The 14,270-nt window shown below is 62.5% G+C and carries 14 protein-coding genes; 3 read left to right on the top strand and 11 right to left on the bottom strand.

The window, feature by feature from the left end:
• From ACN0X9_RS02325 to ACN0X9_RS02280, 10 genes are all read right to left on the bottom strand, one after another.
• Nucleotides 1-3,347 (bottom strand): tandem-95 repeat protein (locus tag ACN0X9_RS02325; protein WP_417486025.1); only part of this gene is annotated, 3,347 nt, incomplete at its 3' end.
• A 312-nt stretch (nt 3,348-3,659) separates the two neighbouring features.
• The gene (gene serS, locus ACN0X9_RS02320; RefSeq protein WP_417486024.1) at nt 3,660-4,937 is read right to left on the bottom strand and encodes a serine--tRNA ligase; all 1,278 of its coding nucleotides are present in this window, start codon (nt 4,935-4,937) and stop codon (nt 3,660-3,662) included.
• Between the two features lie 70 nt (nt 4,938-5,007).
• A complete protein-coding gene (gene tatC / locus ACN0X9_RS02315; protein ID WP_417486023.1) occupies nt 5,008-5,823 on the bottom strand; it encodes a twin-arginine translocase subunit TatC in 816 nt (271 codons plus the stop codon).
• 5 nt (nt 5,824-5,828) lie between these two features.
• Entirely contained in the window at nt 5,829-6,338 is a 510-nt protein-coding gene (gene tatB / locus ACN0X9_RS02310) for a Sec-independent protein translocase protein TatB (RefSeq protein WP_417486022.1), read from the bottom strand.
• A 3-nt stretch (nt 6,339-6,341) separates the two neighbouring features.
• Nucleotides 6,342-6,554: a twin-arginine translocase TatA/TatE family subunit gene (locus tag ACN0X9_RS02305; protein WP_417486021.1), complete on the bottom strand. Its 213-nt coding sequence runs from the start codon at nt 6,552-6,554 to the stop codon at nt 6,342-6,344.
• A gap of 113 nt (nt 6,555-6,667) precedes the next feature.
• Nucleotides 6,668-7,477 (bottom strand): SMC-Scp complex subunit ScpB, encoded by an 810-nt coding sequence (gene scpB, locus ACN0X9_RS02300; protein ID WP_417486020.1) that lies wholly within the window; start codon nt 7,475-7,477, stop codon nt 6,668-6,670.
• Nucleotides 7,470-8,285: a segregation and condensation protein A gene (locus ACN0X9_RS02295; protein ID WP_417486019.1), complete on the bottom strand. Its 816-nt coding sequence runs from the start codon at nt 8,283-8,285 to the stop codon at nt 7,470-7,472. The genes scpB and ACN0X9_RS02295 overlap by 8 nt, the downstream gene beginning before the upstream one ends.
• A gap of 46 nt (nt 8,286-8,331) precedes the next feature.
• Nucleotides 8,332-9,348, bottom strand: a complete 1,017-nt coding sequence (nagZ, locus tag ACN0X9_RS02290; protein ID WP_417486018.1) for a beta-N-acetylhexosaminidase — start codon at nt 9,346-9,348, stop codon at nt 8,332-8,334.
• Entirely contained in the window at nt 9,345-10,178 is an 834-nt protein-coding gene (locus tag ACN0X9_RS02285) for an SPOR domain-containing protein (protein WP_417486017.1), read from the bottom strand. Before ACN0X9_RS02285 ends, nagZ begins: the two co-directional genes overlap by 4 nt.
• 97 nt (nt 10,179-10,275) lie before the next feature.
• Nucleotides 10,276-11,466, bottom strand: coding sequence for a deoxyguanosinetriphosphate triphosphohydrolase (locus ACN0X9_RS02280; RefSeq protein ID WP_417486016.1), 1,191 nt, complete (start codon nt 11,464-11,466; stop codon nt 10,276-10,278).
• 95 nt (nt 11,467-11,561) lie between these two features.
• Between ACN0X9_RS02280 and erpA the strand changes: the two genes are divergently transcribed.
• Genes erpA through ACN0X9_RS02265 form a run of 3 tightly spaced genes read left to right on the top strand, consistent with a single transcriptional unit; the run spans nt 11,562 to nt 12,981 of the window.
• Complete coding sequence (gene erpA / locus ACN0X9_RS02275) at nt 11,562-11,891, top strand: iron-sulfur cluster insertion protein ErpA (protein WP_417486015.1); 330 nt, start codon at nt 11,562-11,564, stop codon at nt 11,889-11,891.
• Between the two features lie 59 nt (nt 11,892-11,950).
• Nucleotides 11,951-12,298 carry a DUF1428 domain-containing protein gene (locus ACN0X9_RS02270; protein WP_417486014.1) on the top strand — a complete coding sequence of 116 codons (348 nt, stop codon included), beginning with the start codon at nt 11,951-11,953 and terminating at the stop codon, nt 12,296-12,298.
• Nucleotides 12,299-12,303: 5 nt separating this feature from the next.
• Entirely contained in the window at nt 12,304-12,981 is a 678-nt protein-coding gene (locus tag ACN0X9_RS02265; RefSeq protein WP_417486013.1) for a nitroreductase, read from the top strand.
• Between the two features lie 3 nt (nt 12,982-12,984).
• Here ACN0X9_RS02265 and ACN0X9_RS02260 read toward each other — a convergent pair whose 3' ends face one another.
• The gene (locus ACN0X9_RS02260; RefSeq protein ID WP_417486012.1) at nt 12,985-14,250 is read right to left on the bottom strand and encodes a M1 family aminopeptidase; all 1,266 of its coding nucleotides are present in this window, start codon (nt 14,248-14,250) and stop codon (nt 12,985-12,987) included.
• Between the last annotated feature and the right edge of the window lie 20 nt (nt 14,251-14,270).

Here is a 14,270-nt window from a genome sequence, read left to right as displayed (position 1 = left end):
CCATCGCTGACTGCGACATCATAGGTCAGGGTGACGCTCTCGCCTTCCTGCAGATAGTCGAACAGGCCGCTGTCGGCATTGAAGGTCCAGCCCAGCGCGCCGCCCGAGGCATAGTCGTCCAGGCGCAGCAGGCCATAAAGATTACCCGGGTTGAGATCACCGGTCTCGCCGGTCAGCACGACATTGTTGATGTAGCCATAATGCTGGTCGCTGGCGTCGACATCGTCGAACACGATCGAACCGCTGGTGGTCAGGACCGGCGCGTCATTCTCGTCGACCGTGCCGTCGAGCGTGGAGTTCCACGGCTCGATATAGGGCGCATCATTTGACCCGATCACGGTGAAGTGCATTTCAGCCGGTACGACCCCGCCATCGCCGTCATCAATCGTGTAGCTGATGGTCAGGATCTCGCTCTCGCCCTCGGCGAGGTCCTCATACTGGCCATAGGTGAAGAAGACCGTTCCCTCTTCCAGATTGACATCAAGTGCGACGACCCGGTCCGGATTGTCGGTATAGGCAACCACATCCGAAATTGTCACCGCATCGCTGTCGACATCCTGGACGCCGGACAGAAGGTTGACCCAAAGCGACGTAGTTTCATCAATCTCATGGCCGAAATCGATGAAGGTCGGCAGGTCATTGGTGCCCTCGATGGTGATCGAGACCGTCGTCTGGCCATCTGCGCGACCATCGCTGACTGCGACATCATAGGTCAGGGTGACGCTCTCGCCTTCCTGCAGATAGTCGAACAGGCCGCTGTCGGCGTTGAAGGTCCAGCCCAGCGCGCCGCCCGAGGCATAGTCGTCCAGGCGCAGCAGGCCATAAAGGTCATAGATGTTGAAGTCGCCGGTCTCGCCGGTCAGCGCAACATTGTTGATGTAGCCATAATGCTGGTCGCTGGCATCGACATCGTCGAACACGATGGAGCCGGCGGTCGTCAGGACCGGCGCATCATTCTCGTCGATCGTGCCGTCGAGCGTGGAGTTCCACGGCTCGATGTAAGGCGCATCATTCTGCCCGATCACGGTGAAATTCAGCTCACAGGGGACGACGCCGCCATCACCATCATCAACGTTGAAGCGGATGGTCAGGGTCTCTGTCTCGCCCTCGGCCAGATCTTCATACTGGCCATAGGGAAAGGTCACCGTACCATCGGCATAATTGACGTTCGCCACGACCACCCGGTCGGGGTTATTCGTCAAGGCGACAACATCGGAGACCGTCAGCGTGTCGCTGTCGACATCCTGGACGCTGGCCAGAAGATTGACCCACAGGGGCTCGCTTTCGCCCAGGGAGAATGAGTAGCCGTTGAAGACCGGGAGGTCATTCGTGCCCTCGATGGTGATCGACACGGTTGTCTGGCCACCCTCGCGGCCATCGCTGACCTCGACATCATAGGTCAGGGTGACGCTCTCACCCTCTTGCAGATAGTCGAACAGACCGCTATCGGCGTTGAAGGTCCAGCCCAGCGCGCCGCCCGAGGCATAATCATCCAGGCGCAGCAGGCCATAGAGATTGCCCGGATTGAGATCTCCTGCCTCACCCGACAGGGAAACATTGTTGATATAGCCATAGTGCTGGTCGCTGGCGTCAACATCGTCAAACACGATCGAGCCGGCCGAAAACAGGGTCGGCGCGTCATTCTCATCGACCGTGCCCTCGAGCGAGGAGTTCCATGGTTCGATGTAGGGCGCATCATTCTGCCCGATCACGGTGAAGCTCAGCTCCCGGGCCACCACACCGCCATCACCATCATCCAGGTTGAAGCTGATGGTCAGGATTTCGGTTTCACCTTCGGCCAGGTCTTCATACTGGCCGTAGGGGAAGGTCACCGTACCGTCGGCATAGTTGACGTTGGCGGTGACCACGCGATCCGGATTGTTGGTCGAGGCGACCACATCGGTGACGATCACCGTATCGCTGTCCACATCCTGGACGCTGGACAGAAGATTGACCCACAGCGGCTCGCTCTCACCCAGTGACAGGGTGAAGTCGACGAAAGTCGGAAGATCATTCGTGCCTTCAACCACGAAGGTGGCAGTGTTGGTGGTCAGGCCACCCTGATTGTCGCCCACCACATAGGTGATGGTGACCGTCTCGGTCTCGCCGGCCTGCAGGTCGGTGAACTGGTTCAGGTCGAGCCGGACCGCGTCATAATTGTTCGGATCGAGGCCCCAGCTGATGGTCCGGTCCGGATTGGACGAGGACACAGACTGGATCTCGTCGATGCCGATCACATCGCCATTGGCTGTGGCCAACAGATCGACGGAAATGAAGCCGTCATCCTCATTCTGCGCGCCCAGATCGATCGCCGTGATCAGGGGTTCGTCATCGATACCGGTGATCGTGACGGCAATCGTTCCGGTCGTCGTGTCGGTGCCGTCCGTGGCGGTGTAGGTCAGCATGACGTCGACGCTCTCGCCGTCGGCCAGATAGTCGTAGGCCGCGCCGGGTGTGAGCGAAACCTCGCCGCTGGCGGCATCAAAGCTGACCGTCCCGGCGAAATCCCCGGCATCGACCGAAAGCAGCGAGATCGCGTCGCCATCAAAGTCAAACGCGCCGTCGAGGACATTGACGATGACAGCAACATCGTTCTCGCTGATCGTGGCCGCCTGGTCTTCAACCATCGGGCCATTATTGCGCCCGTCCAGATAGACCGTCGCATCGTCAAACTGGATCGCCTCTACACCGTCCAGCGTGTCGCGTCCGTCCGCTCCGCGGACCTGCGCCTGATTGCTGTCCCCCGTGACCTGCGCATCGCGAACGCTGCCACCATAGACGAGCGTGTCATGCCCCTGACCACCAATAATGGTGTCCCGTCCCGCACCGCCGGACAGGATGTCGTCGCCAGCGCCGCCGAGCAGCGTGTCTCTACCGTCACCGCTGGACAGAAAGTCGTCACCCGCATCACCGGAGAGAAGATCATTGCCGGCACCGCCATCAATGGCATCATTGCCGTCGCCGCCGATCAATGTGTCCCCGCCTCGGCCACCGCTGATCTGGTCGTCGCCGCTGCCACCGAGAACAAAGTCGCTGCCGCGGCCGCCGGAAATCACATCATTTCCGCTGCCGCCCGACAGGAAGTCGTTGCCGCCATCGCCGCTGATTTCGTCATCGCCGGAACCGCCAAGGACGAAATCATTGCCGCCACCGCCCGAAATGACATCATCGCCACCCAGTCCGAGGATCAGGTCATTGCCGCCGCGCCCGTCAATGATGTCGTCACGACCGGTACCGAACAAAAGATCACCACGCCCGGAGCCATCAATGTCGATGCCCGGATTGGCCGGTGCCGCAGCGTTGGCTGCAGACTGTCGTGCCTGGTTGTTGGATTTCTTGCTCGCCATGATCATCCGCCGCCTGGGCGACGCCCCCGATTGTTAACGATGCGCTAACGCAAAATTATCGGCGAACGGTCAGGGAAAGAGGCGGCGACAACAATCGCCCATATGGGTGGTTAGAGGTTTCAAGCTCGGCCAACGGGCTGCGAGCAATAGAAATACCTGATTACAATCAATTTATTACGAAAGCGCCCGCACCAACACCCGGGCAAATGCCGCCTAGGCGACGCCGACCATTCTCCTGTCGGGCGAGCTGCGGGAGCGACCCGATCGCATGGCGGGACATTGGAGTGGCGCATCGCCACTCCAATGTCAGGCTCAGCCTTCGATCCGCTCAAGACCGCCCATATACGGACGCAACGCGGCCGGTATGCTGATCGAACCGTCCTCGTTCTGGTGGTTTTCCAGCACAGCGACCAGAGCCCGCCCGACCGCGACGCCGGAGCCGTTCAGCGTGTGAAGGAAGGCCGGACGTATTTCGCCTTCCTTGCGGAAGCGGGCATCCATGCGCCGGGCCTGGAAATCGCCACAGGTCGAACAGGACGAGATTTCGCGATAACAGTCCTGGCTGGGCATCCAGACTTCCAGATCGAAGGTCCGGCGAGCTGAAAAGCCCATATCGCCGGTACACAACTTCATGACGCGGTAGGGCAATTCCAGCAGCTGCAGGACTTTTTCGGCGCAGCCGGTCATCCGCTCCAGCTCGGCATCGCTCTCGTCCGGCGCGACAATGGAGACCATTTCCACCTTCTGGAATTGATGCAGGCGGATCATGCCGCGCGTGTCGCGACCGGCCGAACCGGCTTCCGAACGGAAGCAGGGCGTATAGGCCGTCATGCGCATTGGCAGGTCAGCTTCGGCGTGGATGGTGTCGCGGGCCAGATTGGTCAACGGCACTTCCGCCGTCGGGATCAGCCAGTGATCGTCCGTGGTGCGGAACAGGTCTTCGGCGAATTTCGGCAATTGCCCGGTTCCAAAGACCGCCTCATCGCGAACCATGTAAGGCGGGCTGACTTCTTCATAGCCATGCTCGGCGGTGTGCAGATCCAGCATGAATTGCGCCAGCGCGCGCTCCAGGCGGGCCAGCCCGCCACGCAGGGCGACAAAGCGCGAACCGGACATTTCGGCCGCTTTCTTGAAGTCCATCTGACCGAGACTTTCACCCAGATCGACATGATCGCGCGGCTTGAAATCCATCGCCCGCGGCTCGCCCCAGCGGCGCTCCTCGACATTGTCGGCCTCGTCAGCCCCTTGCGGTACATCCGCATGCGGCAGGTTCGGCAGCGCTGCGAGGTGCTGGTTCAGGACCTCGTCGAAATGACGCGCCTGCTGGCCGGATTCCTCGAGCACCGTCTTCAGGCGGTCGACTTCGCTGCGCAGGCGGTTGAACTCGGCCTCGTCACCGGTCGCCTTGGCCTTGCCGATCTGCTTGGACAGCGCATTGCGCTCGGTCTCGGCATCCTGCTGCTTGCCCAGCGCTTCGCGGCGGGAGGCATCAAGCTCGATCAGGGTCGCGGATTGGGCCGGCAGTCCACGCATGGCGAGGCCAGCGTCGAATGCGTCGGGATTGTCGCGGATGAGCTTGATGTCATGCATGGGTCTGATCCGGTTGCAATGAAATAACGAGGCCGGGCTATAGCCCTGCCCGCGCGCGCCGTAAACCGGATCAGTCCTCTTGCGTGTCGTCTGCCCGGTCGTCGGAGGACTGCATGAGATGCATGCCGCCGATCGAGATGAAGTAGAGCAGCAGAAGCGCGCCGCCGAGCATGATCTGCGAGATCGGATCCGGCGGTGTCGCAAAAGCGGCAAACAGGGCAATCCCGACCACCGCAAAACGCCAGCCCTTCAGCAGGGTCTTCGCCTTGAGGATGCCGGCCTTGGCCAGCAGCATCAGGAAAACCGGCATCTGGAAGGAGATGCCGAAGACCAGCATCAGCGTGGTGATGAGGTTCATATAATCGGAAACATTGAGCAGAAGCTCGATGCGCGTGCCGACCAGCTCCGCCGATTGCTCCTGGCCCAGCGAGAAACGCATCACCATCGGCAGGACGAAGAAATAGACGAAGCTCACGCCCAGCCCGAACAGGACGGGCGACATGGCCAGGAACGGGGCAAAGGCGCCGCGCTCATTCTTGTACAGGCCCGGCGCGACGAAGCCGTAAATCTGCCAAGCGATAACCGGGAAGATGATGATCACCGCGCCGACCAGCGACAGTTTCAGCCGGACAAAGAAGAATTCCAGCGGGGCAAAGAAATTGGCCGTCAGGTCCAGTTCCTCGACCGGCACGCCGCGCACGATGGAGGCCGCATCCCGGTAGGGCAGCAGCAGCCACTGGTAGAGCGTCTCGGAAAAGATGAAGCAGCCGATGAAGCCGACCAGCAAAAAGCCCATGATCACAACCAGGCGCGAGCGCAGCTCGACCAGGTGCTCGATCAGCGGCGCCCGGCTCGCCTCGACTTCATCATGCTCGATTTCAGCCATGCGGCTCAGCGTCCCTTGATTTCGTCGACCGGCTTGGCAGGCGTGGTTTCGACCGAAGCCGCCCGCTCTGCGTCATCCGCACTCGCAGCGGCGTCGGCTTGCGCGTCGGCTTCCGGCGTCAGGCGTTCCGGCGCTTCGCCCTCCAGGGCAGTCAGCTTCGCCGCCTTGGCGGCCTTGTCTGCATCGGTTTCCGCCTGGTTTTGCTCGACATGCTTCATCTTGAGGGCGCGGATGTCGTCGTCCTGCGCGCCCCGGGTCGCCTTGTCGAGCTCACCATGTATCTGGTTGATCGGATTGGCCTGTTTCAGCGCGTCGATCTCACGGCGCAGCTCGGACAGTTCGGTCTCGCGGCCGATTTCCTCGAAACTGTTCTGGAAATCCTTCGCCATGGCGCGGGCCTGGGCCATCATCTGACCGACCTTGCGCATCATGACCGGCAATTGCTGCGGCCCGACCACGACCAGTGCGAGGACCAGGACCACCAGCAATTCCGGCATGCCGATGCCGGGGCTCATCGCCTAGCTCCCGGTCTTTTCGTCTTCGCGGGTCTCGGCATTGAGCGAGCCGGCCGGCGTGTCGGTTTCCGAAGTTTCGCCCTCGCCTTCATCATCCTTCAGCCCCTTGCGGAAACTGGTGATGCCCTTGGCGAAATCGCCCATGACCGACGCGATCTTTCCGCGACCGCCAAACAGCAGCACCGCGAGAAGGACTACGAGAAGAATTTGCCACATGCCGGGAGCCATTTGCCCCTCCGTCTGAACCTTGCCAATTGGGTCTACTGCGTTTGCCGGGCCTCGTCCAACCCGTCAATCAGACAGCAGGACGATTGATCGCACGCGAACGGCTAGGCCGCCCCGTCCGGATCATCCTCGCCGTCCATGAAGTCGACATGGAAGGCATGGGCTTCCTCGTCACTGAGCGGGTCTTCCAGCAGGTCCGGTTCGACACTGCGCGACGGATCCGGCACCGAAAAATCAGGCGGCAGGCGTGCATCGAGCAAGCCGGCGGCCTTCAGGTCGGACATGCCAGGCAGATCGCCGATCGATTGCAGGGAGAAATACTCCATGAAGCCTTGCGTGGTGCCATAGGTCACCGGACGCCCCGGCGTGCGACGACGCCCGCGCGGCCGCACCCAGCGCAGCTCGAACAACAGGTCGAGTGTCCCGCGCGACACGGCGACACCGCGGATTTCCTCGATCTCGGCACGCGTCACAGGCTGGTGATAGGCAATGATCGACAGGGTCTCCAGCGCCGCCTGTGACAGCTTGCGCGGCTCCTGCTTGACCTCGACCAGAACGTCGGCGAGATCCGGCGCGGTCTCGAAGCGCCAGCGCCCGCCCACTTCCGACAGGTGCACGCCGCGCTCGGCATATTCATCGCGCAACTTGCCCAGCAGGTCCTGGATGTTCGCTTCCAGTGGCAGGCGACCGATAAGGGTTTCCTCGTCCAGTGGCTCGGCAGCCGCAAACAGCAAGGCTTCGAGGATGCGCAGATTGCGACGTTCGGTATTGACGGCGAGATGGACGCCCAGCGCTTCGGACGCTTCGGCATCGGCCGCGACATTGGGGCCCTGATGAGCCGCCCGTTCGCGCAGGGCCGAGATCGCGCTGGTGATCGCGTCGGCCGGTTCGTCCGTTGTCGTATCGTCAGTCATCTGTCGCGCCCTCTTCCCCCGAAAGCGACCGCACATAGAGCGGCGCATAGGCTTCCTGCTGACGCAATCGTGCATGGCCCTCCTTGGTGATTTCAAGTGCGGCCAACATCGAACTGGCCCGCACCGATCGCATCGGAGGTGGGTTGGCGCCCAGCTCCCCGGCTCCGGGAAGCAGGCTGTCCAGGTCCCGCCAGTCACTGAGTTGCGGCATCAGTGTTTCAAGACGGTCCCTTGCAGTTTCCAGGCCATAAACCTTCGGCGTCGGGGGGCGGTAAACAGACTTCGCCTGCTTTACCCGGCGGCTGGCATAGGCCGACAGAAGATCGTGCAAATCCGCCTCATAGACGGCCGAGCGCGTCGCCCGCACCCCTTCCGGCATGCCGCGGGCGTGGACATTGGTGGCCAGCAAGGGCCGCGCGAACAGGGCATCGGCCGCCGCGCGCATGGCTTCCAGCCGGCGCAGCCGGAAAGCCAGCGCGGCCGCCAGCACTTCGGCGGGCTGGTCATCGTCTTCCTTGGGCGGCTTGGGCAGGAGGAGTTTCGATTTGAGAAAGGCGAGCCAGGCCGCCATCACCAGATAGTCGGCGGCCAGGTCGAGCCGCTTTTTACGCGCCGCCTCCATGAACAGCAGATACTGGTCGGCCAGGTCGAGGATCGAAATCTTCGCCAGATCGATCTTGCGCTTGCGGGCCAGGGCCAGGAGCAGGTGAAGCGGTCCCCCGAATCCATCAAGGTCGACGACGAGCGCATCGGTCTCGGCGTTCTCGGCGGCTTCAAACCGCACGTCTTCCTCGAAGTCCTCGCTCAATCCAGCGCCTCGCTCAGGGTTGCTCCCGGCATAGTGTCCTGTCGGATCAGGCGGGAAGCCTGTCCAGACAGTCATTGAGCCGCGATTCGGCGTCTTCCGGGTCAAAATCCTCGATCACGTCGCGAATGCGCTCGGCCGCTTCGGCCCGTTCCAGCGCCCGGCCGGTCAGGGCCGTTGTGCCTTCAGCGACCGCGATCATCTCGGACATCCGGCCATTACAGTGCAAAAGCATGTCGCAACCGGCCTTCAAGGACAGCTCGCCGCGCTCGCGGAACGTGCCGGTCAGCGCCTTCATCGACAGGTCGTCTGTCATCAACAGCCCATCAAACCCGATCTCGCTACGCACCACCTTGCCGACCACATCGGCGGACTGGGTCGCGGGCAGATCGCGGTCGATGTCGGCGTAGACGATATGGGCCGTCATCGCCATGGGCGCATCGTTGAGACCCTTGAACGGCGCGAAATCGGTTTCAGACAGCAGGCCGTGTTCTTCCGGCACGACGGGCAGTTCGAGATGGCTGTCGGCCCGGGCCCGGCCATGTCCGGGAATATGCTTGATGATCGGCGCGACACCGCCCGCCATCAATCCATCCATGGCGGCACGGCCAAGATGGATGACCGGTTCGGGCGTGGTGCCGAAGGCGCGGTCACCAATAATGTCGTCAGCGCCCTCAATCCGCAGATCGGCGACCGGTGCACAATCGACATCAACGCCAATGGTGCGCAGCTCATGGGCGAGCAGGCGGTGATTGATCCGGGTCGCCTCGATCGCCAGCTCCTCATCAACCTTCCACAGATCGGCAAAGCGCTGGGCCGCAGGCGCGGCACGCCAGGTCGGCGGTCGAAGGCGAGCGACCCGGCCCCCTTCCTGGTCAATCAGGATGGGGGCGTCGCGACCGACACAATCGCGCAGCTCCAGCGTCAGACGCGAGACCTGGTTGATACCCTCGATATTGCGGGCGAACAGGATGAACCCCCACGGATCGATATCGCGAAAAAAAGCTTTCTCGTCCGGGCTCAGCTTGGTGCCGGCCAGACCATAGATCACCGAGGCAATGGTCATCGGCGTGCCACCAGACAATCCTGGCCGCGCGACTGCAATTGCGAGCAGAAACTGACCGCATCGCCGCGATCCGCGAAGGCCGCGATGCGCAGGCGATGATAGGTGCCGCGCCCCTCGATCTCGACCGACGCGACGTCCGGTGCCATGCCCGACGAAATGTCGGAGAAACGGGTGCGGAAGGCGACCCAGGCCGCCTCCGCATCGGATTCGGTACGGAAGGAGGCAATCTGGACCACCCAGCTTCCGGTCAGGTCCACCCCGGTAACCTGGCCTGATGGCGCAGCGGGTTCCGGAGCGGCCACGACCGGTTCGGGTTCAGGGTCCGGTTGGCGGGCCGGACGCTGCGGCGCCTGACGCGGGGTGGCGTCCGGCAGTGTGTCTGTCTCGATCGGTGTGTCCTGTGGCTGCGTGTCGGCGGCAGCATCGGCATCGACCTGTTCCACACGCAGGGTCGGCCGACCACTGTCGTCCAGCGGCTCTTCCGGGGCCGGGCGCAGCGACACCGTATCGTCGGTCGCATCATCGCCGGTCAACCGGTCATAGACTTCCAGTTCAGTGTCAGGCGTCTCGGCGCCGCCCGGATCGACCGGACGCTCGCGATAGGGTTCCTCGTTGGGAACAAGCCGCGGCGCCCCATCGCGGCCGCTGTCGCGCAGACCCTGATTGTAAGCGCTCCACACAACGCCGAGAAAAAGGACGAAGGCCGCCAACGCCGTGGTCAGCAGCAACAGCCCCCGACGGGCATCTTCGTCGCGCGCATCAAAAGTGGCGAACTCGTCAGCCGGCGGCGCATAGGCCCCGATCCGGCTTTCCTCGTCTTGGTCTGTCATGGATCCCGGTTCTCACCCTTGCCCGGCGGTCGCGCGAATCGCGACATGCCTCAACACGATAACATTGCGGTCGATAAGCCCTTACCGCGGCGACAGTCTAGAAATACCCCTGCACGGTGAAAAGCCGTCTGTGCTCTTCCACTGCAAAGCGATCCGTCATGCCCGCGATATAGTCGCAAACCGCGCGCGCCGTCTGTGCGGTACCGGCACCTGTCATGCCTGCCTGGACATCGCTGGGCAAGACGCCCGGATTGCTCAGATACAGATCAAACAACTCCCCGGTCACCCGGCGCGCCTGGCTCATCATCCGGTTGACCTTGTAGTGCCGGTACATGTGGGCGAAGAGATGGCGGCGCAGCGCGGCGAGATGCATCACCATCTCCTCGGAGAAGGCGACAACCGGGTGATCCAGCTCACGCAGGGCCTGAGCGCTCTCAGGACGGGCCCGATCAAGCCGCTTGCCGGATTCCTCCAGCACATCCGCCACCATCACGCCGATCAGTTCGCGCACCGCCTCATGGACGATGATGGTCTGGGGCTTGTCAGGCCAACGCTCACGAACCCGGCGGAAGATATCGCCGACCAGCGGCAATTCGAGCAGGGGCTCGATCTCCAGCAGGCCGGAGCTCAGCCCGTCATCAATGTCGTGATTATTGTAGGCGATATCATCCGCCAGCGCCGCAATCTGGGCCTCGAGGCCGGCATGGGTTTCAAATTCGAGGTCGCGCCAGCCGTCATAATCGGTAAAGGCCCAGGGCAGATCCGCCTCGGACTGCCCCGGTCCGAGTAGCGGGCCATTGTGCTTGACCACACCTTCCAGGGTTTCCCAGGTCAGGTTGAGGCCATCGAACTCCGGATAGCGAACTTCCAGCTTGGTGATCGCCCGCAGGGTCTGGGCATTGTGATCAAAGCCACCGAAATCCTTCATCTTCAGGGCCAGCTCCCGCTCGCCTTCATGCCCGAAGGGCGGATGCCCCAGATCATGGGCCAGGGCCAGAGCCTCGGCCAGGTCCTCATCGCCGCGCAGGGCCCGCGCCAGGGTGCGCGCAATCTGCGAAACCTCGAGCGAATGGGTCAGACGGGTCCGGTAGAGATCGCCCTCATGGGCCACGAAAACCTGGGTCTTTCCCTTCAATCGGCGAAAGGCTGCCGAGTGGATGACCCGGTCCCGGTCACGCTGGAACGCATTGCGCATGGCACTGTCGGCCTGGGCAAAACGACGGCCGCGCGATTGCGACGGATGGCAGGCATAGGGCGCACGGGTCCGGTCGGTCGCGGCAATAATCATGTCAGCGGGGCCTTTTATCGGCGCGGGGGGAGGTCCATATAAGACCAAGACCACATAATCCAAAGGCCGGACGGCCGACAGCATCAGGCAGACCCATGTCCGCAAACGTCACGCTCTCGGCCTCGGCCGCGAAACAGATCAACACCATTATCGCCGCACAGGCCGCAGCCGGCCTGTTGCGCATTGGCGTAGTCGGCGGTGGTTGCTCGGGATTTTCCTACACGTTCGATCTGGATGATGCGGTCAATGACGACGACATGATCGTCGAGCGCGATGGCGCAAAGGTCGTCATCGACGAGGCCTCCCTGCCCTTTCTGGACGGCTCCGAGATCGACTATGTCGACGAGCTGATCGGCGCCAGCTTCAAGATCCACAATCCCAACGCCACAGCCGCCTGCGGTTGCGGGACTAGTTTTTCGGTCTAGCCCTCGCTCCTCGCAGAAAGCTGCCCTATCCTTCCGCTGACAATCGGGAGGAAACAACAATGGCTTATGTTCAGGGATATGTCGCTGCGGTGCCGGACGAAAACCGGGACGCCTTCATTGAGAGCAGCGTCGTCATGTGCGCGATGATGAAGGAATTTGGCGCGCTTCAGGCCGTCGATTGCTGGGGGGCCGATGTGCCGGAGGGCGAGCTGACCTCCTTTCCCAAGGCCGTTCAGAAAAAGGATGGCGAGACCGTCACCTTCTCCTGGGCCGTCTGGCCGGACAAGGCGACTGCTGACGCCGCCATGGAAAAGATGATGGCCGATCCGCGCATGCAGGCCGACAGCATGCCCTTTGACGGCAAACGCCTCATATTCGGTGGCTTCGACGCGCTCGGCGAGATCTGATACGCATGAGCCAGACATTTTCTGATATCGCCCGGCGCCGCATCTCGACGCGCGCCTTTCTCGACACGCCAGTCAGCGAAGACGAGGTCCGCGACATCCTCGACACCGCCCGCTGGGCGGCGTCCGGCGGCAATGTGCAGCCCTGGACGGTGCATGTCGTCACCGGCCAGGCGCGCCAGCGGGTCATCGACACGGTGCGCATGCGCCTCGAAGTCGATCCGTTCGGAGATGAAAATGATTTCGGCGCCTATCCCAAATCACTCTGGGAGCCCTTCCGTTCCCGACGTCACGCTCTGGGCGAGCAGATGTATGAGACGATGGGGATTGATCGCGACAACAAGCCGGCCAGGCTCAATCACCTGTTGAAGAATTTCGAATTCTTCGGCGCCCCGGTCGGTCTTTTCTTCAGCCTCGACGCCCGCATGAACCCCAATCAATGGGGCCATCTGGGCATGTTCATCATGTGCGTCATGCTGGCGGCGGAAGAAAAAGGCCTGGCGACCTGCGCCCAGGAAGCCTGGATGACCCGCTGGAAAACCGTCGGCGCCGCCATCGGCCTGTCACCGGAGGAACGGATCTGGTGCGGCATGGCGCTCGGTCATGCCGACCCGGACGAGGCGGTGAACACGCTGCGCTCGGAGCGGGCGGAAGTGGATGAATTCACCCGCTTCCTCGAGTACTGAGCCCTATTCCGCGAGTATCGCCTCAAATGCGGCCCGGTGCTCTGCGCCGGCCACAGCCTCGAACAGATCCAGCATTTGCGGCGTGGTCCTGACACGCTCACGCATGAAGGCCTGCATGAAGCGGGCAAAGGTCTCGCGACCGACCAGCACTTCTGCGCGAGCCAGGGCCAGCGGTCCCTTTCGGTAGGCGACCAGATAGGGCGGCCGCTCAGTCATCTGCGGCGTCCAGACTGGCGACAACGGGTTCGCGGCTCCGTCAACCTGACGCTGATAGCTCGCCATCCGCGCTTCAAACGCGGCATCGCCGAGCGCTTCACGCATGCCCATATTCGCGACGTAATCGGCGAAGCTCTCATTGAGCCAGTTCTCGACGGTCATCGCATTGCCGTGGCTCCAGTAGTGGCCCAGCTCGTGACAGATGAACTGGGTCAGTGCCGGAGGTTCGCTGTCGGCGATATCGGTGAGCGCGATCAGGGTGCCGCGGGAATAGCCGCCCTCATGACGCGAGGTCACGACGATGGAGGCGTCCGGCAAGGGGACGGCATCAGCCGCCAGATCGTTGAGGTAGCCGGTACAATGTTCCAGCGCTCCGACCACGGCGTCGATATTGGTGCCCGCCGGATCGCGGGTGTCGTAAATGGCATAGCCCGGCGCGGCATGGCGCTGATAGTCGGCCATCAAGGTGAAGGCGAGATCGAGCGTGGGCGTCTCCTGGACGACCTGGAAGCCCCCCGGTACGCGCTCGATCGACTGCATGGCGACCCCGGCCCACTCGCCGGGCAACCAGACATCCAGTTCCGCCGTCATCAGGGCATCAAAGCCCGCATCAAATGGCAGCCAGAAACTGTCGACCGTGAATTCGACCTTGCGTGTATCCAGCGTGTTGATCGCCGTTTCAGGGGGTTCCGGAAACAGTGCCCCGGCATAGCTCACCAGGACCTCGCGCGCCTGCCCCTCGGCTTCGGGGTGCAGCATCACCGTGTAGGCGCGCATGGGTCCGTTGAAACCATCGACCAACTGGCTTGAAACGGATCGGACCCGCTCGCCACTGACTTCCGCCTCGCCGAACGCTGCATTGAGAAACAGGGTCAATTCGGACCGTTCGCCGTCATTCACCGTCAACGTCCAGTCGGCGTCCAACATGCCGGTCTCCGGGCTGAGCCGGAGGTCCCCGTCATAGTGGTAGCTGGCCTCTTGGGCCGATGCGGCCGATGTCAGACCGATAATGGTCGCGGCGCTGGCCGCCCGAATGGCGTGTTTGACTGTCATGATGTTCCCCGGCTTGTTTT

The organism is Maricaulis sp., assembly GCF_048268525.1.
In the GTDB taxonomy this organism is placed as follows: domain Bacteria; phylum Pseudomonadota; class Alphaproteobacteria; order Caulobacterales; family Maricaulaceae; genus Maricaulis.
Note: the sequence above shows the minus strand (reverse complement) of the source record. Positions and strands in the feature narration are given on the sequence as shown.

Coding starts and splice junctions, on each gene's coding strand:
- serS (WP_417486024.1), bottom strand. CDS start 4,937: ATGCATGACATCAAGCTCATCCGCGACAATCCCGACGCATTCGACGCT.
- tatC (WP_417486023.1), bottom strand. CDS start 5,823: ATGGCTGAAATCGAGCATGATGAAGTCGAGGCGAGCCGGGCGCCGCTG.
- tatB (WP_417486022.1), bottom strand. CDS start 6,338: ATGAGCCCCGGCATCGGCATGCCGGAATTGCTGGTGGTCCTGGTCCTC.
- ACN0X9_RS02305 (WP_417486021.1), bottom strand. CDS start 6,554: ATGTGGCAAATTCTTCTCGTAGTCCTTCTCGCGGTGCTGCTGTTTGGC.
- scpB (WP_417486020.1), bottom strand. CDS start 7,477: ATGACTGACGATACGACAACGGACGAACCGGCCGACGCGATCACCAGC.
- nagZ (WP_417486018.1), bottom strand. CDS start 9,348: ATGACCATTGCCTCGGTGATCTATGGTCTGGCCGGCACCAAGCTGAGC.
- ACN0X9_RS02285 (WP_417486017.1), bottom strand. CDS start 10,178: ATGACAGACCAAGACGAGGAAAGCCGGATCGGGGCCTATGCGCCGCCG.
- ACN0X9_RS02280 (WP_417486016.1), bottom strand. CDS start 11,466: ATGATTATTGCCGCGACCGACCGGACCCGTGCGCCCTATGCCTGCCAT.
- erpA (WP_417486015.1), top strand. CDS start 11,562: ATGTCCGCAAACGTCACGCTCTCGGCCTCGGCCGCGAAACAGATCAAC.
- ACN0X9_RS02270 (WP_417486014.1), top strand. CDS start 11,951: ATGGCTTATGTTCAGGGATATGTCGCTGCGGTGCCGGACGAAAACCGG.
- ACN0X9_RS02265 (WP_417486013.1), top strand. CDS start 12,304: ATGAGCCAGACATTTTCTGATATCGCCCGGCGCCGCATCTCGACGCGC.
- ACN0X9_RS02260 (WP_417486012.1), bottom strand. CDS start 14,250: ATGACAGTCAAACACGCCATTCGGGCGGCCAGCGCCGCGACCATTATC.